The organism is Alloalcanivorax sp. C16-2, assembly GCF_046507615.1.
Lineage (GTDB): Bacteria > Pseudomonadota > Gammaproteobacteria > Pseudomonadales > Alcanivoracaceae > Alloalcanivorax > Alloalcanivorax marinus_A.
Genome location: NZ_JBKFTL010000002.1, coordinates 187,474 through 205,494 on the forward strand (window position 1 = coordinate 187,474; position 18,021 = coordinate 205,494).

An 18,021-nucleotide genomic window follows, 5' to 3' on the forward strand; every position below is an offset into this window, starting at 1 on the left:
TCGATCAACGAATGAAAGCGGCGGCGCAAACCAGCACGACCATCACCAGAAGAATCCACTTGAGCACTTTCTGCGAGACCTGGTGGGCGAAGCCCACGCCCAGCCGCACGCCCAACAGCATCCCCGCCCCCACCAGCAATCCCGGCAGCCAGGCCACCTGCCCGCGCCAGGCGAAAACACTCAGGGCGAGCACGGTAAAGCCACCGGTGATGGCCAGCTTGAGGCCGTTGGTGCGCACCAGATCATAGCGGAGCTGGCCCGCCAGCACGGCGATCAGCAGAAAACCCACCCCGGCCTGGGCGAAGCCGCCGTAGGCGCCGGTGAGGAACAGGCCCACCCAGGCCGCCGGCGTGGAGGCCAGCGCCCGGGGCGCTTCATCGGGGCCGGCCACCAGGGTGGCCGGTTTGAGCACCATGACCACCGCCATCAGCACCAGAGTGCCGAGCAGCACCGGTTCCAGAATATCGCTGGGCAGAAAGGAAGCGGCCAGACTACCCAGCAAGGCGCCGGCCAGGGTCGGCACCAGGATGCCAGGCAAGGTGTCGAATGGCATGGAGCCGTGGCGGTGAAACTGGCGCACGCCCTCCAGGCACTGGATCAGCACGCCCACGCGCATGGTGCCGTTGGCGAGAGCCGGGCCCATGCCGGTGAGCATCAGCAACGGTAGAATCAGCAAGCCACCACCGCCGGCCAGGGTGTTGATAAAGCCGGCGATCACGCCGGAGCCCAGCAGTGCGGCGACCAGCCAGGGGTCGGCGAGGTATTCCATTGGGAAGCGCCTTAATCCTCGAAAGCATCCAGAGCCGCGAAGCACTGCTCCGCGTCAAACCCCCGGGCCTGCAGAAAGCGTAACTGTTTGCCTTTTTCCTTACGATCCGCCGGCGGATGCCGGAAGCGGCGGCCGTGGACTTCGCGGGCCAGGGCAAACCAGTCGCAGTCCGCTTCATCCAGGGCCGCGCCGATCAGTTCGTCGCCCAGCCCTTTCTCCCGCAGTTCGGCGCGGATACGCAGGGGCCCCTGGCCACGCTCGATGCGCGAGCGCACGAAAAAACCGGCGAAACGCCGGTCATTGAGAAAGTCGTGCTCCTGGCACCATTCCAGCACCGGGTCCAGCGCCGCCGCGTCACCGAACTTGCGCCGCATCTTGCCGCGCAGTTCGTGGTGGCCGTGGTCCCGCCGCGCCAGCAGCTTGATGGCGTACTGGCGCAGGGTGGCCTCATCCACGGGGCCGTCGCCGGCCCCGTCATGCCGTTCACTCATCCGTGGCTTCGGACTTCTCGTCGGCCTCGGCGGGTGCGTCGCCGGGCACCGCCAGCAGACGGGAGCGGATTTCCTTCTCGATGGCCTGGGCCACGTCCGGATGCTCAGCCAGATAATCACAGGCGTTCTGCTTGCCCTGGCCGATCTTGTCGCCCTGGTAGGCGTACCAGGCGCCGGACTTGTCCACCAGCCCCTGCTGCACGCCCAGGTCCAGCACTTCGCCGAGCTGATTGATGCCCTGGCCATAGAGAATCTGGAATTCGGCCTGCTTGAACGGCGGCGCCACCTTGTTCTTGACCACCTTGACGCGGGTCTCGTTGCCGATTACTTCATCACCCTGCTTGACCGCGCCGATGCGGCGGATGTCCAGGCGCACGGAGGAGTAGAACTTGAGGGCGTTACCACCGGTGGTGGTTTCCGGATTGCCGAACATGACGCCGATCTTCATGCGGATCTGGTTGATGAACACCACCAGACAGTTGGCGTTCTTCACGTTGCCGGTGATCTTGCGCAGCGCCTGGCTCATCAGGCGGGCCTGCAGGCCCACGTGGGCATCACCCATTTCGCCTTCGATCTCGGCCTTCGGTACCAGAGCGGCCACCGAGTCCACGATCACCACGTCCACGGCGCCGGAGCGCACCAGCATGTCGGTGATTTCCAGCGCCTGCTCGCCGGTGTCCGGCTGCGACACGATCAGGTCATCCACGTTGACGCCCAGCTTCTCGGCGTAGTCCGGGTCCAGGGCGTGTTCGGCGTCGACGAAGGCGCAGGTGGCGCCTTTCTTCTGCGCCTGGGCGATCACGCTCAGGGTCAGGGTGGTCTTACCGGAGGATTCCGGACCGTAGATTTCCACGATGCGGCCCTTGGGCAGACCACCGATGCCCAGGGCGATATCCAGCCCCAGGGAACCGGTGGAGATGGCGGGAATACGCTCGCGCTTCTGGTCGCCCATGCGCATCACCGACCCTTTGCCGAATTGACGCTCGATCTGGGACAGCGCCGCGGACAGTGCCTTGCTCTTGTCGCTCATTGGTGAACCCCTCTTCGATTCCGTGTGCCGCCATCGTGATAACAGTCATCCAATCCTGACCCGATGACCAGCACTGTCTATTTGGACAGCATTATGGGCAGTGTTTGGCCGGGCTGCAACCCCCGGCGCTCAAAGCGCCGCCAGACGGGCCCGGAGCCCTTCCAGAGCGGCGACGATGGTGGCCCGGCGCACCGCGGAGCGGTCACCGGGAAAGTGGAACCGCTCGGCACGGGACCAGCCTGGCGTCTGCGCCCAGCCGATCCAGACCGTGCCCACCGGCTTGTCGTCAGTGCCGCCGCCGGGGCCGGCCACGCCGCTCACCGCCACGCTGAGATCCGCCCGCGAGCGGGCCAGGGCGCCGCGCGCCATTTCCAGCACCGTGGCCTCGCTGACCGCGCCGTGGCGCTCCAGGGTCGCGGCAGCCACGCCCAGCATCTCCATCTTGGCATCATTGGAATAGGTGACGAAGCCGCGCTCGAACCAGTCCGAGGAACCGGCCACCTCGGTGAGCGCCTGGGCAATGCCGCCGCCGGTGCAGGATTCCGCGGTGGCCACCTTCAGGCCCCGCTCAAGCAGGTCACGGGCCAAGGCCCGCACCGTCTGGTCGATGTCCGTCACGAAGGCTCCTCGCGTCGCCGGCCAATGAAGCCGCCATCATAACGCCGTGCTTGACCCAGGTCATGGGGCGCCGCGCCCGGCGCGTTACCCTGGGCGCCGCTTATCACTTTCCTGTCGAGGAGTTCATCGATGCGCGTTTCCCGCTCCGCCCTGGCCGTCCTGGTTTCCGGCCTGATCGCCACCGCTCCGGCGCTGGCCGCCGATCACGAAGTCCATATGAAGAACCAGGGTGCCGACGGCACCATGGTGTTCGAACCCGGTTACCTGAAAGTGGCCCCCGGCGACACCGTCACCTTCGTGCCCGAGGACGCGGCCCATAACAGCCACGCCGTGTTCACCCCGGCCGGCGCCGACGCCTGGCAGGGCCAGCTCAATGAGAAAGTCACGGTGACCCTGTCCAAGGAAGGGGTATACCTGTATCAGTGCGACCCGCACATGCCGCTGGGCATGGTGGGCGTGATCCAGGTTGGCGCCGCCGGCAATCTGGACGCCGCCAAGGAGAAAGCCGGGACGCTCAGCGCCGGCATGGCCATGAACAAGGGGCGCTTCGCCGACTACCTCGGCAAGGTGAACTGATCCGGCGCCATGGCTTAACCACCGTACACCGGCATCGCCAGGGTTGCCTGCAGAATCCGGCCCACGGGACCGCGCTCGTCATGGAGCGTGGTCTCCACCAGGCCATTGCCATTGGTGTGCATGCGCGCCCGCGCGTCCAGACCCAGCCACTCCCCCTCCGGCGCGCGGTGCAGATAAAGACTGATGTCAGCGTTGATGCTGCCGGTGTTTTCGTTGACCTGGAGCTGGCCGACGCCGTTGCCGAAATCCGACAGGGTGGCGGCCTGCACCGACGGCGAGCACACCTGCCCCGCCACCACCGGCACCGGCAGACGCATCCAGACACGGCCGCGTCCGTGCCCTTCCACCCCGTCCACCAGCGTCACCGCCACGGTGTGGTGCAGGCCCGGCAACGGCAGGGCTTCCCGCTCACCGCGCGCCGCCAGATCCGCCAGGCTGGCCTCCCCGCCCGGCTCCCGGGGCGGCAGATTTCCGGGTTCGAAGCGCGCCGCTTCCGGCACGTCCAGCGGCACCTGTTCCAGATACAGCGCCGTGGCCCGGCATACCAGCACCTCGCCGGCGAACAGATCACCCTGCAGCAGACGCAGGCGGCGACCATCACGCACGGTCTCCACGCGCACCGACAACGGCGCGGCGGGCACCGGCCGCAGCAGGTCCAGGGTGAAGCGGGCCAGCCGCAGGCCGCCTTCCGTGCCCACCGGCTCCAGCACCGAGGCCAGCAGCCCCGCCGGGGAACCGCCATGCAGGTAATCCGGGCTCCACGGGCCCTGGGCATTCTCGGAGGGGTGATACAGGTCGCCGTCGCGGCGGAACAGGGCCGTACTCATGATGCGCGATCCTCGTTATTATGCGGCGCTTGCAAAGAGCAACCGATCATAAGAACCGTTCCCGCCATGAGCAAGGGAGGCTTGAGGCTCAAGGCGGGAACCCTGGCTACGGGAAACCCATCATGAGCGAACACCCCCTTGCCCTGCAGGACCGGGGCCATCCGGACGGCGTCTGTTACGGCTGCGGCAGCGCCCACCCCAGCGGCCTGCGTCTGAAGAGCCATTGGGACGAAGAAGGCCGGCACGTGATCGCCACCCACACCCCGGCACCGGAGTTCACCGGCTGGCCCGGGCTGGTGTACGGCGGCCTGCTGGCGATGCTGATCGACTGCCACTCCAACTGGACCGCCATGGCCTGGCACTACCGGGCCGAAAACCGGGAACCCGGCAGCGAGCCGATCATCAATTGCGTCACTGGCCGGCTCGACATCCGCTACCTGAAACCCACGCCCATGGGCGTGCCGCTGCGCCTGAAAGCCTGGGTGGAAGGCGACGTGGGCCGCAAAAGCCGGGTGATCTGCGAAGTGTGGGCCGGCGACGTGCTCACCGCCACCGCCGACTCCGTGTTCGTGCGCGTGGACACGGACCAGTTGGCGAAGGCGGCGAGCGGTGGCTGATCGCCCCCCGTAGGAGCGGCTTTAGCCGCGATTCGGCGCCGGAGATCGCGACTGAAGTCGCTCCTACGAGGCTCTACGGGGCACTACGGAGCGCGATCCGCTCCGGAGCGGCGCACCCGGATCACCAGCTTGCGCCCCACGATCTCGAAGCCGTGGCGCTCGGCGATGGCCCGTTGCCGGGCCTCGATCAGCGGGTCCTGGAATTCCAGGATACGGCCGGTTTCCACGCACACCATGTGGTCATGCTCGGCGCCATCGGCCAGCTCGAACAGGCTGCGCCCCATGGCATGCCGGTCGAAGTGATGGCGATGCACCAGGCCGGCTTCCTCGAGATCGGTGAGCACCCGGTAGATGGAGGATATGCCCATGCGCTCCCCGGCCTGACGCAGCCGCGCGTAGATATCGTCGGCGCTCAGGTGGTGGCGCTCCGGCATGGCCGACTCCAGCAACTGAAAGATCCGTTCCCGGGCCGCCGTGGCCTTCAGCCCCGCCCGCGCCAGGACCTGACGTTCTCGACTCATTACCGCTACCTCCTTGTTCCTCTCTCCCTATAGACGAACGAAACGCCCCGGGTTCACATCTCCCACCGTGAACGGCGTCACATCGCCATGCATTATTGTAATGATACCCATTCTCAACCGGGATTGGGCAGAATCCAAGCCGCGGAGGTATGGGGAAAGAGGGAGGTATCGGAAAAGGAGTATCGCGGCTGAAGCGGAACACCGCCCCAGCCGCGACGGGCGAACACGTCAGACCGTCAGGCCGGTGGTCTCGTCCAGGCCCAGATGCACATTCATGTTCTGCACGGCGGCGCCGGCGGCGCCCTTGCCCAGGTTGTCGAGCCGGGCGACCACGCACTGGCGCTCGCCGTTGCCAAACAGGAACAGCTCCACCCGATTGGTGTCGTTGCTGCCCTGCACATCGAAGAAGCCACCGTCCAGCGCATCCGGGTCACCGGGGGCGTGCACGCGCACGAACGGCTCGCCGGCGTAACGTTCCTTGAAGGTCTGGTAGAGCGCGTCCGCGTCGGTGCCGGCCTTCAGGTGCGACAGGTGCAGCGGCACGGTCACCGCCAGGCCCTTCAGAAAGGGCCCCACCGTGGGCACGAATACCGGCGCCGACCCCAGGCCGGCGTAGCGCTGCATTTCCGGCAGGTGCTTGTGCTCCAGGCCCAGCGCGTAGGAGCGGGGCGCGCTCAAGCGGCCTTCGCTGTCGGCGTCGTAGTCGGCGATCATCTTCTTGCCGCCGCCGCTGTAGCCGGTGATGGAGGTGGCGGTGAGCGGGTAGTCCGCCGGCAGCAGGCCGGCGTCCACCAGCGGCCGCACCGCCAGGATGAAGGCGCTGGCGTGGCAGCCCACGTTGGCGATCCGCTTGCTGGCGCGGATCGCCTCACGCTGGCCCGGGGCCAACTCCGGCAGGCCGTACACCCAATCGTCCGCTACCCGAAAGGCGGTGCTGGCGTCGATCAGGCAGGTGTCCGGGTTATCGACCATGGCGGCCGCCTCCCGGGAGGCGGCGTCGGGCAGGCACAGAAAGGCCACGTCGGCGGCGTTCAGCAGACGGGCGCGCTCGACCGGGTCCTTGCGCAGGGCGCTGTCGATGCGCAGCAGCTCGACGTCGTCGCGGGTTTCCAGGTAGTCGAACAGGCGCAGCCCGGTGGTGCCTTCCTGACCGTCTACATAAACCTTGAATGCCATTGTCGCCATCTCTCTCGGTGTGCCGGACCGGAAAGCCTAGGCACAAGGCCGGTTGGATGCAACGATCAAAGCCGCTTCAGGGCCGGAACGAGGCCGGCACGGTGAGCTCGTAGGTGCGCCCCAGAGGCAGAATGCCGGTGACCCCGGACGGCGCCCGCTGGGAGCTGAAGTAAAGCCGCCCGCCATCCGGCGTGAACGCCGGACCGGTCAGTTCGCTGCCACCGCCGGGCACCTGCAGCAGAATTTTCGCCGGCTGGTTGGGCACCATTACCATCAGACGCATGGCGTCGCCGTCCTCGGCCACTACCACGTCCCCCATGGGACTCACCACCAGGTTGTCCACGTCGTCGAACTTGTCCTCACCAGCGGTGATCAACTGCTCGTTGTCGAACACCACCTCGATCAGATCGTTGTCCACGTCCAGGGCATGCACCCGGTTATCGCCCTTGCAGGCGAAGAACACCACCGCCCGCAGCGGATGCTCGAAACCGGACACTTGGGGCTGCTCACCCTCCGGCCAGTACTGAATCCAGATGCCCTCACCGCCTTTGAAGCGAGTGCCCGGCGCGCCCTGGCCGGTGCCATCCTCGATGCTGGAGCGCACCCTGCTTTGCGGCTGGTCCGGGGACTGAACGTCCACCCATTTGACCCGACGAATCTGGCGGGCGCTTTCCAACTCTTCCATGTAGGCGCCGTTCTCGAATTCTTCCACCTCCAGAACCTGCAGCACGCCATTGTCCAGATCCAGGCCCTGGTTACCGTTGATGGCGCTGACCCGGCCGGCGGAGCGGAAGCGGTACAGACGGCCATCGCCCTCGTCCTCGGTCATGAACACCGAGCCGGTGGCCATGTCCACGGCGGCGGCCTCGTGCTTGAAGCGCCCCATGGCCGGGTGGGACCGGGCCTGGCGGGGCGTGCCCCGGGGGTCGCATTCATGGACCAGACCATCCTCCACTTCCTCGCAGGACAACCAGGTTCCCCAGGGCGTGGCGCCACCGGCGCAGTTGATGCGGGTGTTCTTGAGAATCGGGTAAGCGTCCAGCAGTTCACCGTCGGCGCCGAAACGCAGCGCCCCCACCCCGCCAGGCAGGAATTCGCTGTTGGAGACGTACACCCAGCCACCATCGGCCATCGGAAAGACGGCGCCGCCGTCCGGCAATGGGTGCCACAGGAACAGCGGCACCCCGGGCACCGGCTGCCGGCCGGCGGTGGCCACCAAGCGCAGGGAGAACCCCTCGGGGATCAACACACCATCGACGCCGGAATCCACCAGCGGGCCAATGCCGGACAACGGCCCGGCCCGCAGGGGCAGCTCCCGGGCCGGAGGCTGTGGCTCCGGGATCGGCTCCGGCGTGCCGCCGCCATCGTCCGGGTCGCGGGGTGTTCCATTGTCGCCGTCGGACGACGAGCCGGAGGAAGAACCGCCACCACAGGCGGCCAGAGCGGCGCCACCGCCACCCAGGAACATCAGTTGCAGAATATCGCGTCGGGAAATCGTCATGGTCCAACCCTTCAGATCCAGATTGAACCCAGGCTAGGCCGGAAACATGACCACCACGCTGAAGCGTGAAACGCCACTGTTCCTTTCTTGTTGGAGAAAGGTAACGGGATCGTCAGGGCACCACCATGGCGACCACCACCATCACGCCGAGCACCAGGCCGACCACCATCAACGCGTAGATCAGCAGGTAGTCACCGCCCCGGCCACTCTTGAAATCCCGCTCACGGTTTTTCTGGCTCTGCACGCCGAACAGTCCCGCCAGCACGCCCTGGCACACATCCAGAAGGCTGGCTTTTTTCTGATCCGGCGACGGAGAACGGGGGTCGTCGTTACTGGAATTGCTACCCATGGTCGCTCCTGACTGAAGAATGGCGGCGGAAGCGGGGTTCGGGCTGCGCCACCGAGCGCGCGTAAACGCGCTCGAAATCCGCCAGCCCCTTGAGGGCGTCGGTCACGCTCTTGTCCTCGCGCACGGCGAACGACGAGAAGCCACAGTGGCGCATCAGCGCCAACTGGTCCCGCAGCACATCGCCCACCGCGCGCAGATCGCCCAGGAAGCCATATCGGATTCGCAGCAGGCTCGCCTGGCTGTAGGCGCGGCCATCGCGAAAGCTGGGAAAACGCAGAGCGATCAGAGGAAGGCGGGTGATCTCCGCTCGTAATACTTCCGGGTCCTGGTCCGGTTCCAGCAGCACGCCAAGGCGGGACGGATCGCCTCCTTCCCTCTCCACCCGCGTTTGCCAGCGGGGCCAGCCCAGCACCGCGTGGGGGGCACCGGCCCCGGCCTCGTCCAGGTACCAGGGATCGTCCTGGAGCGGCGTGGCCACGCCCTCGAGATAACCGATGGTATTGTTCATTGCACCGCTCCCCGGGCCGGGCCGTAAACGCTTTCCTTGAACGGCTCCAGCCCCAGGCGTCGCACGGTCTCGGCGAACGGCTCGTCCACCTCGCGGCGGGCCAGATAGGTATCCAGCAACCGGCCGATGGCGTCCGGCACCTCCTCGACCCGGAAGGCACGGCCAATCACCTTGCCCAGGGCGCTGTCCCGCCCTTGCGCGCCGCCAATGGTGATCTGGAAGAATTCCTCGTCGTTCTTGTTCACACCGAGAATGCCGATGTTGCCAATGTGGTGGTGGCCGCAGGCGTTGACGCAGCCGGAAATATTCAGGCTCAGCTCGCCCAGGTCGTGGAGAAAATCCAGATCGTCGAAACGTTCCTGGATGGCCCGCGCCACGGGCAACGAGCGGGTGTTCGCCAGAGAGCAATAGTCCCCGCCCGGGCAGGCGATCACATCGGTAAGCAGACCGATGTTCGGCGTCGCCAGACCGTGCTCGCGAAGTACCGACCACAGCGCGTACAGATCCCGCTCACGCACGTCCGGCAACACCAGATTCTGCTCGTGGGTGACACGGATCTCGGCGAAGCCGTAGCGCTCGGCCAACTCCGCCACCGCGCGCATCTGCGCGGCGGTCACGTCCCCGGGCGGCGCCGCCGCGCCGGGCTTGGTGGACAGCACCACCGAGGCGTAGCCGGCCACCTTGTGCGCCCGGGTGTTGTTGTGCACCCAGGTGGCGAACGCCCGCTCCCCGGCAAGCCGGTCCAGGTGGCCCGGGTCCTGGCCGGCCACCGGCTCATAGCGTGGCGGGTTGAAATCGCCGGCCACCCGCTGGTACTCCGCCTCGGTCAGCTCGGCGGCGCCGTCGCGGATTTGCTCCCACTCCCGCTCCACCTCGGCGGCGAACGCCTCCACGCCCAACGCCTTGACCAGAATCTTGATTCTCGCCTTGTATTTGTTGTCGCGGCGCCCGTACCGGTTGTAGACGCGCAGCACCGCTTCCACGTAGGTCAGCAGGTGCCGCCAGGGTAGCCCCTCGCGAATGGTCTGGTTGAGAATCGGCGTGCGGCCCAGGCCGCCGCCCACCATCACCCGCAGACGCATTTCGCCGCCGTCATCGCGGTACAGGTACAGGCCGATATCATGGGCACGCACGGCGGCCCGGTCCTGGGCCGAGGAGGAAATGGCGATCTTGAACTTGCGCGGCAGGAACAGGAATTCCGGGTTGATGGTGGACCACTGGCGCATGATCTCGGCCAGCGGTCGAGGATCGATGATCTCATCCGCGGCGACGCCGGCGAAGGCCTCGGTGGTGATGTTGCGCACGCAGTTGCCGGAGGTCTGAATGGCGTGCATGTCGCGGTCCGCCAGCACCTGCAGAATGTCCGGCACCTGCTCCAGAGCCACCCAGTTGAACTGGATATTCTGGCGGGTGGTGAAATGCCCGTAGCCCCGGTCGTATTCCTCGGCGATCCGCGCCAGCACCCGCATCTGCTCCGCCGACAGGGTGCCGTAGGGAATCGCCACGCGCAGCATGTAGGCGTGGCGTTGAAGGTAGACACCGTTCTGCAGCCGCAGCGGCAGGAACTCCTCCTCGCTGAGTTCGCCGCCCAGCCGGCGATTGACCTGATCCCTGAACTGAGCCACCCGTGCCTGGACCAGATCACGGTCGAAGCTGTCGTAGTTGTACACTCGGCCTGCCCCTGATGACGGTTAATCCGGGCGCCACTGTAGCGCCCGACCGGTGATAGGTTCAGGCGCAATTTTTTTAAATCGGATAGGGACAGTTATAAAATGCCGGCCTCCTCAGGCGGCACGCAGCAGCCCGGGCAGCCGCTCCAGAGCAGCGAGCCGATCCGGGTGCCAGGGGTGCGCGAAGCCGATCCGCAGGCAATGGCGGAACTGGCCGGAACCGGAGAACAGCGGCCCCGGGGTGATCACCACGCCCTGCTCCAGAGCGCGGCCATAGGCGGCCAGCGTATCGATGCGGGCATCCAGCTCCACCCACACCGCCAGGCCGCCCTGGGGCCGGCTTACCCTCACCTCGCCGGGCCAGCTCCGCAGCCGGTCGATCAGCTGGTCCCGGTTGACGCGCAGGTCGTGCCGCTGGCGACGCAGATGGGCGGCGAACCCGCCATCGGCCATGAAATCGGCCACCCCTTGCTGCAGGAAGCGGCTGCCGGCCAGTTGCGTCACCAGCTTGAGGCGCACCACCCGCTGGTGCCAGCGGGCACCGGATACCCAGCCCAGCCGCAGGTCCCGGGCCAGGCACTTCGAGAAGGAGCCGCACAGGATCACCCGGTCGTGGCTATCCAGAGCCTTGAGCGGGTCCGGCACCGGGCCCAGGGCGGTCTCGGCGTAGATGTCGTCCTCGATCACCGCCAGATCGTGCTGCTCCGCCAGCGCCAGCAGCCGGCGCCGCGCCGCCTCCGGCATCAGCGCGCCGCCCGGGGTGGCGAACGCCGGCGACACCACGCAGGCCTTCACCTTCCAACGCCCCAGCACCGCTTCCAGCGCCTCCATATCCATGCCGGTTTCCGGCGACGCCGGGATTTCCACCACCTGCAACTGGAGCTGTTCGAGCAACTGCAACACGCCATAGAAACCCGGCGATTCCACCGCCACCACATCACCGCGCTCGCAGCAGGCCATCAACGCCAGAAACAGCGCGTGCTGGCAGCCGGAGGTCACGCACAATCGCTCCGGCTCCACCGGCCAGCCGCGCCGGGCGTGGTGCAACGCCAGTTGCTCGCGCAATTCCGGCTCACCGGCCGGCGCGTCATAGTACTGGTAAGCGCCGCCGCGCTGGCGCCGCAGGGCACGGCCGATGGCGCGATTCAGCCCCAGCACCCCCGGCGGCAGGCTGCCCGCCAGCGGGTCCGGCACCAGGTCGAAAGCGGCGCCACGGGCCATGATGTCCAGCAGCAGATCGCTGACGCTGGCGGGACGGGGCGCGGCGATGCGTGCCCGGCTGCGCGGCGCGCGCGGACTCTCGGGGCGCAGGCTGAGGAAATAGCCAGCCTTGGGCCGCGCCTCCAGCAAACCGCGCGCCTCCAAACGGCGCAGGGCATGCTGCACCGTGGCCTTGGACAGCCCGTGCTCGCGGCACAGGGTCCGGATCGAAGGCAGTTTCTCGCCCAGCCGCCAACGGCCCTCCTCGATGCCCCGGGAAAGCCAGGCCTCCAACCTCTGATACCGATACGCCGTCAACGCCGTCCCCATCTGTCCCTATTGATGCCTGCTTTTTTACACCTGGCCTGATCGGCGATTCAAGCGCCGCGACGCCCACCCCGCACTTGGAGCCCCCCGGCAACCGGACTAAAATAGGCGGTTTGAGCCGACGGCAAGCCCCATGTTCTTCACGGACGAACGCGAGCAGTTCTTCAAACCGCTGACCGGCAAGTACCGCGAGCAGGTGGTGGAGTGCGTGCGCCTGCTCCACGAGCGGCTGTACAGCAGCCAGGCGGACTACGGCGAATCGCTCAAGCGCGACCAGGTGCTGGACGTGTTCGGCGAGGCTCTGGAACGGGCGCCGCTGCTGGAAGGCGACGACGAAGCCGGGCGCTTTCGCAACAATCGGGAACAGGCCGGCTGGATTCTCAACCTGCTGGTGGAGCACGGCTGGCTCAAGCGCGACAAGGACGAAGCCTCGTTCCAGTCCACCTACCCGTTCAGCCGCAGCGGGCGGCTGTTCACCCAGACCCTGGTGGAGGTGGACGGGCGCAGCGTGCGCACCCGACACCGCAATACCCGCAACACCCTCAACGCGCTGAACGCCTTCGCGGAACGGGGCGAGGTGTATGACCTGCTCGACGCCCACGAGCATTCCGAGCGCATCATCGCCGACTTCACCGACATCATCGCCGAGCTGGAGGAGCGCAAACGGGAACTGGTGAAGGAGGTGGAAGCCCGGCAACTGGTGCAGCAGGCCAGTGACCAGTTCTTCGAATTCATGGAGCGGCGCTTTCAGCCGGACGTGGCGATCCGCATGTCCGCCGACAGCGTCGAGAAACACCGCGACCGCGTCCAAAGCGCCGTGGAACGGATCAAGAGAAAGCCGAAGAGCTGGAAAGCCCAGGCGGAACGGGACCTGCGCCACCGGGCCCCGGACCTGATCGTCAGCCAGGATGCCTCGGTGCTGTTCCAACTGCTGGACAGCATCGACATGCGCATGCGCAATGCCTCGGAGATCATGCTGCCGGCCCTGCGCCGCACCCTGCAGAGCTTCACCCGGCGCGCCGACATCATCATCCGCCAGCTCAGCTATCTGCACACCCAGAAGCACAACGACATCGTCGGGCTGTGTCAAAGCCTGTCGGAACTGGACGACGCCACCTACGGGGAGCGGTTGCGCCAGGCCGGCGACGCCATGGCCAGCCTGCACCTGGGGCTGATCGACCCGGCCCAGATACGCCTGCGCGAACAGCGCGCGCAACGGACCGTGCATCATCAAATGGTGGAACTGGACGAGCCGGACCGCGACACCCTGCGCGATCTGGCCACCGAACAACTGCTGGAAAAAGCCTTCAACATCAACGGCGGCGCCCTGCGGGACTACCTGCGCGAGGCCCTGGGCGCCAGCCGCCGCATCGATAACCGCGACCTGCCCGTCAACAACGCCCGTGACCTGCTGGCCCTGAGCCACGTTATCGAACTGGGCAGCGCCGACCACGCCGCCGCCGGCTTCCGGCTGCGCATCGAACCCACCGACGTCGTCCGCGACGAGCACTATTTCGTGCATCGCGACGGCTTCCTGCTGGAACTGGAACAGGATGACTCCAAGGCAAGCCCTGAATGACGCCCTGGACGCCCGTGGCGTCACCCCGGCGCAGTTCTCGGAACTGATGATCCGCCTGCTCGACCACGGCGTGCTGTGCCGCGACGAAAGCAAGAAGGAGGCGGAGCTGTACGACCGTTACCTGCACATCCCCGAACTGGTGGAGGACTACCTGAGCGTGCTGCGGGTGCGCCTGCACCATGAGCGCCGTTTCGCCTCCTTGCGGCTGTTTCCGCCCGGCGCCGAGATCCCCGGCGAGGCGGACCAGGACGAGGGCTTCAACAGCGGCCTGCGCAACCGGCTCAGCCAGCAGGAAGTGGCGCTGATCCTGGTGCTGCGCGCGGAATACGACAAATCCCTGCGCGACGGCCAGATCGACGAACACGGCCAGGCCACCCTGCCCCTGGAAGCACTCAACCTGGCCAGCAAGAACCTGCTCGGCCGGCCGCTGCCGGACGGGCGCACCGAACGGGAGGCGCTGTTCCGGCGCATGCGCCAGCTGCGGCTGATCCGCGGCGCCGGCGACGGCGGGCTGGAAGACGGCGAAGCCTGGCTGACGATTCGCCCCGACATCACCAGCCTGGTCACCGACGCGGTGCTGGCCACCCTGATCGAGCGCGAGGACGACCAACCATGTACCTGAAACGCTCAATCACCGTGAACTGGGGCAACCTGCCCGCCGGCGAGTTCGAATACGGGCCGGTAAACCTGTTTTCCGGCGGCAACGGTTCCGGCAAGACCACCGCCGCCGACGCCCTGCAAACCCTGATGACCGCCGCCCACGACAACCTGTTCACCTACAACCCGGGCCAGGACGAAACCACCCAGCGCGGGCGCGGTGGCAAGCAGGTGCGCACCCTGGCCTCCTACGTCCTGGGCTGTGACGATGGCGCCTTCGCCCGCCCCTACGACAGCGACGGCTACATCGCCGGCGTGTTCCACCCCACCAAGGGCGAAACCGCCGAGCCGTTCACCGCCGTGATCGGCGTGCGCGCCCACCTGGACCGGGCCGGCAGCAGCGCCCAGGCCCGCCAGGACGAACTGCTGCTGATGATCGTGGCCGGCGAAATGCTGAGCCTGTCGGACTTCGTGCACGAGCACGTGGACGGCAAACACACGGTGGCGATCACCGACATCGCCAACCAGCTACGCCGGCGGTTCGGCAAGAAAGCGGTGGAAACCTACGACAAGAAAGGCGCCTACCTGGCGCGGTTGTACGGCGCCCTGCGCGGCAAGCGCGACGCGGTATCGCGCAACGAAGCGCGCAACGCGGCGCGCACCTTCGCCCGCTTCATGGCCTACAAGCCGGTGGAATCGATCAACCAGTTCGTCGCCAGCGAGGTGCTCGAACCCCACGACATGGGCGACACCCTGCGCCGCATCCGCGACCTGATGCGCACCGTCCACGGCATGGCGGAAGAAGCGGAGCAACTGCAGCGCAACGTGGACCTGCTCGGCCAGGCCCGCGACCAGGCCGACGCCTACCTGGAAAACTGGCTGGAACGCACCACCCAGGCCTACGGCGCCGCCGCCCGGCAATTCCAGCGCAACCAGGCGGACTACCTGGAACGCAAGGAAGAGCAAAATCGCCTGCGCCAGCAACAGGAAAGCAACCAGGAAGAAGCGGAGCAGGTGCAACGGCGCCTGGATCAGGCCCACCAGGAGCTGGTGGAACTGCAGGCGCGCATCCTTGGCATCCCCGCCCTGCGCGACAAGCAGCAACTGGAGCAACGCCACCAGCAGCTCAGCCAGCAACTGCGCGACGGTGCCCGACCGCTGCTCGAACAGGACCAGCAACGAACCACTAACCTGGAAGCCCTGCGCAACATGCTTGGCCTGCTGACCCGCCACAGCATTGAGCTGGAACTGCCGGCCTTCTCCAGCAAGCACTGGCGCCAAACCAGCAAGGCGCTAATCGCCGAGCAGCACAACCCGCTGCCGGACCTGAACCAGATGCTGGCCCGGGACTGGATCGACCTGTCGCCCCTGGAAGAGGGCCTCACCCGGGTACGCGGCGAGCAACAACTGCACAACCAGATCGCCGAACACCTGCATGGCGAGCGCCAGGAACAACCGGGCCAGGACGCCGCCTCCCTGGCCCAGCGCCTGGACCGGCTGGTGGGCAAACGGGGCCAGAACCTGGAAGCCCTGGAGCAACGACAAAAAACCATTGAACAGCAGATCCGCAACCTGGAATCCAAACGGGTGAACTACCCGCAGGACGTGGAGATCGCCCTGCAAGCGATCCGCCAGGAATGCCCCCAGGCGCAACCCCGGGTGCTGTGTGATCATGTGGAAGTGGCCGACCCGCTCTGGCAGATGGCCATCGAGGGCTACATTGGCGGCGCCCGTTTCGGCATTCTGGTGGAAGCCGAATACGAAGCCGAGGCGATCCGCATCGTGCGCCGGCTGGCCGGCAAGCAACGCAACCGGGCCCGGGTGATTCAGGGCGAGCAGGCACGCCGCGACGCGGAAAAACTGTCCCTGCCCGAGCACTCCCTGTTCCACGCCCTGCGCTTCAGTCACCGCACCACCGAGCATTACCTGAAAGCCTCCTACGGCAACGTGGTGCGGGTGGACGACGCCGACACCCTGCGCACCACCCGACGGGGCATCACCGCCGACGGCCTGGGCTCCGGCAACTATGCCCTGTTCCGCTGCGACCTGGACGACGGTCAACTGGTGTTCGGCGAAGGCGCCCGGGAACGCAACCTGCAGGCCAAACGCAACGAACAGCTGGCCCTGGAGGAACAGTACCAACAGGCCGCCCAGGGCTATCAGGCGGTCAAACAGCTCCACGATCAGGTCAAGGCGTTCCAGCCCCTCAACTGGATCGGCGCCGCCAGCCACCTGCTGGACGCCCAGCACCAGCTCCAGGAAACCGAAAACGCCCTGGCCAACCTGGACCTGGGCGACCATGAAGAACTGGAGGAGAAACAACGCCAGGCCCGCGCCCTGCACCAGGACCTGGAAGCCCGGCAAAAGACGCTCACCGAAGCCCACGGCAAACTCGGCGCGGAACTGGCCGCCTGCGGCGTCACCCTGCGCAAGCTGGCGGACCAGAGCGACCGCTTCCAGCAGGAACAGGACGACGCCGAGGCCAACCTGCACGCCAGCACCCGCTACTGGCCGGAACTGGACGTGGAACCACGCATCGAGGCCATGGACCGGCGCCTGCGCGACGCCCAGGGCGACATCGACTTCGTCGCCGAGGAAAACGCCCTCACCGAACAGCTCACCAAGAACGCCGTGGCCCTGCAGAAAACCCTGGACCACTACAACCAGCAAGCACAGCCCGCCGATCAGGTACTCGCCGACAGCCAGGAGGCCCTGCACGGCGCCCCCTTCTTCGGCCACGTGCACACGCTCAACCAGCAACTGGACAACCTGCACAATCGGCTGCGCAACAATGTGCTACTGGAAAAACAGGAAAAACTGGCGGACCTGCGCAACACCTTCAACACCACCTTCATCAGTGACCTGTGCAGCCAGATCCACCAGGCCATCAAGGACGGCGAACGGATTCTGAAAAGCCTCAACAGCGAGCTGGAACACCACCAGTTCGGCGCCGACCGGGAACGCTTCTCCTTCGAATGGGACTGGATTCCCGAGTACAAGGAATACTGGAACTTCTTCAAGGAAGTGATCGATATTCCCAACCTGGGCGACGGAGCCAGCCTGTTCGACACCCCGCTCTCGACCAAGGCCGAACAGGTACGCGACCGGCTGCTCGGCCTGCTGCTGGACGGCGACGAACAACAGGCCCTGCGCGAGCTGGAACGGATCAGCGACTACCGCCGCTACCGCCAGTACGACATCCTCAAACACCCGGAAAACAAGGCGCCGATCAGCCTCAGCCAGTACGGCACCGGCTCCGGCGGGCAACTGGAAACGCCGGCCTACATCATCCGCGCCGCCGCCATCACCAGCGCCTTCCGCTTCAACGAAGGCGACAGCCACCTGCGTATGGTGATCGTCGACGAAGCCTTCATGCACATGGACGAAAACCGCTCCAAAAGCGTGATCCGCTACCTCACCGAAACCCTGGGCCTGCAACTGATCTTCATCATGCCCACCAGCAAGGCCGGCCCCTTCCTGGACCTGATCAGCAACCAGTTCGTGTTCAGCAAGGTGCCCAGCCCGATCCCGGTGGGCGAGCTCAACACCCGGGTACTGGTGGACCGCCAGCAACTCAACCAGGAACGCATCCGCGACCTGTGGGAGCAACACCGCCGCGTGATCCGCCAGCAGGGCGCCCTGGATTTCATGGAAGAGGTGTGACG

General features: G+C 66.6%; 17 protein-coding genes. 5 read left to right on the forward strand and 12 right to left on the reverse strand.

Annotated elements, in window-relative coordinates; genetic code table 11:
* Positions 1 to 4: 4 nt before the first annotated feature.
* From ACLD02_RS11095 to ACLD02_RS11110, 4 genes are all read right to left on the reverse strand, one after another.
* Positions 5 to 769, reverse strand: coding sequence for a sulfite exporter TauE/SafE family protein (locus ACLD02_RS11095; protein WP_410298720.1), 765 nt, complete (start codon positions 767 to 769; stop codon positions 5 to 7).
* A gap of 11 nt (positions 770 to 780) precedes the next feature.
* Positions 781 to 1,260 carry a regulatory protein RecX gene (locus ACLD02_RS11100; RefSeq protein ID WP_203102137.1) on the reverse strand — a complete coding sequence of 160 codons (480 nt, stop codon included), beginning with the start codon at positions 1,258 to 1,260 and terminating at the stop codon, positions 781 to 783.
* The gene (gene recA, locus ACLD02_RS11105) at positions 1,253 to 2,290 is read right to left on the reverse strand and encodes a recombinase RecA (protein WP_203102136.1); all 1,038 of its coding nucleotides are present in this window, start codon (positions 2,288 to 2,290) and stop codon (positions 1,253 to 1,255) included. Before recA ends, ACLD02_RS11100 begins: the two co-directional genes overlap by 8 nt.
* Before the next feature lie 129 nt (positions 2,291 to 2,419).
* Positions 2,420 to 2,908 carry a CinA family protein gene (locus ACLD02_RS11110; protein ID WP_338015176.1) on the reverse strand — a complete coding sequence of 163 codons (489 nt, stop codon included), beginning with the start codon at positions 2,906 to 2,908 and terminating at the stop codon, positions 2,420 to 2,422.
* Between the two features lie 129 nt (positions 2,909 to 3,037).
* Between ACLD02_RS11110 and ACLD02_RS11115 the strand changes: the two genes are divergently transcribed.
* Positions 3,038 to 3,484: a pseudoazurin gene (locus ACLD02_RS11115; protein WP_410298721.1), complete on the forward strand. Its 447-nt coding sequence runs from the start codon at positions 3,038 to 3,040 to the stop codon at positions 3,482 to 3,484.
* A gap of 14 nt (positions 3,485 to 3,498) precedes the next feature.
* On the opposite strand, the gene ACLD02_RS11120 is transcribed toward ACLD02_RS11115, so the two are convergent.
* Positions 3,499 to 4,311, reverse strand: coding sequence for a thioesterase family protein (locus ACLD02_RS11120; RefSeq protein ID WP_203102134.1), 813 nt, complete (start codon positions 4,309 to 4,311; stop codon positions 3,499 to 3,501).
* Positions 4,312 to 4,433: 122 nt separating this feature from the next.
* Between ACLD02_RS11120 and ACLD02_RS11125 the strand changes: the two genes are divergently transcribed.
* A complete protein-coding gene (locus ACLD02_RS11125) occupies positions 4,434 to 4,928 on the forward strand; it encodes a PaaI family thioesterase (RefSeq protein WP_203102133.1) in 495 nt (164 codons plus the stop codon).
* 83 nt (positions 4,929 to 5,011) lie between these two features.
* Here ACLD02_RS11125 and ACLD02_RS11130 read toward each other — a convergent pair whose 3' ends face one another.
* The 7 genes from ACLD02_RS11130 to ACLD02_RS11160 all read right to left on the reverse strand — a co-directional run bounded on the left by ACLD02_RS11130 (position 5,012) and on the right by ACLD02_RS11160 (position 12,171).
* Positions 5,012 to 5,449 (reverse strand): Fur family transcriptional regulator, encoded by a 438-nt coding sequence (locus ACLD02_RS11130; protein ID WP_203102132.1) that lies wholly within the window; start codon positions 5,447 to 5,449, stop codon positions 5,012 to 5,014.
* Positions 5,450 to 5,677: 228 nt separating this feature from the next.
* Complete coding sequence (argC, locus tag ACLD02_RS11135) at positions 5,678 to 6,625, reverse strand: N-acetyl-gamma-glutamyl-phosphate reductase (protein WP_410298722.1); 948 nt, start codon at positions 6,623 to 6,625, stop codon at positions 5,678 to 5,680.
* Between the two features lie 76 nt (positions 6,626 to 6,701).
* Positions 6,702 to 8,126, reverse strand: coding sequence for an alkaline phosphatase PhoX (locus ACLD02_RS11140; RefSeq protein ID WP_410298723.1), 1,425 nt, complete (start codon positions 8,124 to 8,126; stop codon positions 6,702 to 6,704).
* Positions 8,127 to 8,238: 112 nt separating this feature from the next.
* Positions 8,239 to 8,475 carry a DUF2970 domain-containing protein gene (locus tag ACLD02_RS11145; RefSeq protein WP_203102128.1) on the reverse strand — a complete coding sequence of 79 codons (237 nt, stop codon included), beginning with the start codon at positions 8,473 to 8,475 and terminating at the stop codon, positions 8,239 to 8,241.
* Positions 8,468 to 8,983 carry a DUF934 domain-containing protein gene (locus ACLD02_RS11150; protein ID WP_410298724.1) on the reverse strand — a complete coding sequence of 172 codons (516 nt, stop codon included), beginning with the start codon at positions 8,981 to 8,983 and terminating at the stop codon, positions 8,468 to 8,470. Before ACLD02_RS11150 ends, ACLD02_RS11145 begins: the two co-directional genes overlap by 8 nt.
* Positions 8,980 to 10,653 (reverse strand): nitrite/sulfite reductase, encoded by a 1,674-nt coding sequence (locus tag ACLD02_RS11155; protein ID WP_410298725.1) that lies wholly within the window; start codon positions 10,651 to 10,653, stop codon positions 8,980 to 8,982. Before ACLD02_RS11155 ends, ACLD02_RS11150 begins: the two co-directional genes overlap by 4 nt.
* Before the next feature lie 114 nt (positions 10,654 to 10,767).
* Entirely contained in the window at positions 10,768 to 12,171 is a 1,404-nt protein-coding gene (locus ACLD02_RS11160; RefSeq protein ID WP_238400895.1) for a PLP-dependent aminotransferase family protein, read from the reverse strand.
* Positions 12,172 to 12,313: 142 nt separating this feature from the next.
* On the opposite strand from ACLD02_RS11160, the gene ACLD02_RS11165 reads away from it, so the two are divergent.
* The 3 genes from ACLD02_RS11165 to ACLD02_RS11175 are packed head-to-tail and all read left to right on the forward strand — an operon-like array spanning position 12,314 to position 18,019.
* Positions 12,314 to 13,759 carry a Wadjet anti-phage system protein JetA family protein gene (locus tag ACLD02_RS11165; RefSeq protein WP_410298726.1) on the forward strand — a complete coding sequence of 482 codons (1,446 nt, stop codon included), beginning with the start codon at positions 12,314 to 12,316 and terminating at the stop codon, positions 13,757 to 13,759.
* Entirely contained in the window at positions 13,734 to 14,381 is a 648-nt protein-coding gene (locus ACLD02_RS11170) for a DUF4194 domain-containing protein (protein WP_203102119.1), read from the forward strand. Before ACLD02_RS11165 ends, ACLD02_RS11170 begins: the two co-directional genes overlap by 26 nt.
* Positions 14,372 to 18,019: an ATP-binding protein gene (locus tag ACLD02_RS11175; RefSeq protein ID WP_410298727.1), complete on the forward strand. Its 3,648-nt coding sequence runs from the start codon at positions 14,372 to 14,374 to the stop codon at positions 18,017 to 18,019. Before ACLD02_RS11170 ends, ACLD02_RS11175 begins: the two co-directional genes overlap by 10 nt.
* The last annotated feature ends 2 nt before the right edge of the window (positions 18,020 to 18,021 follow it).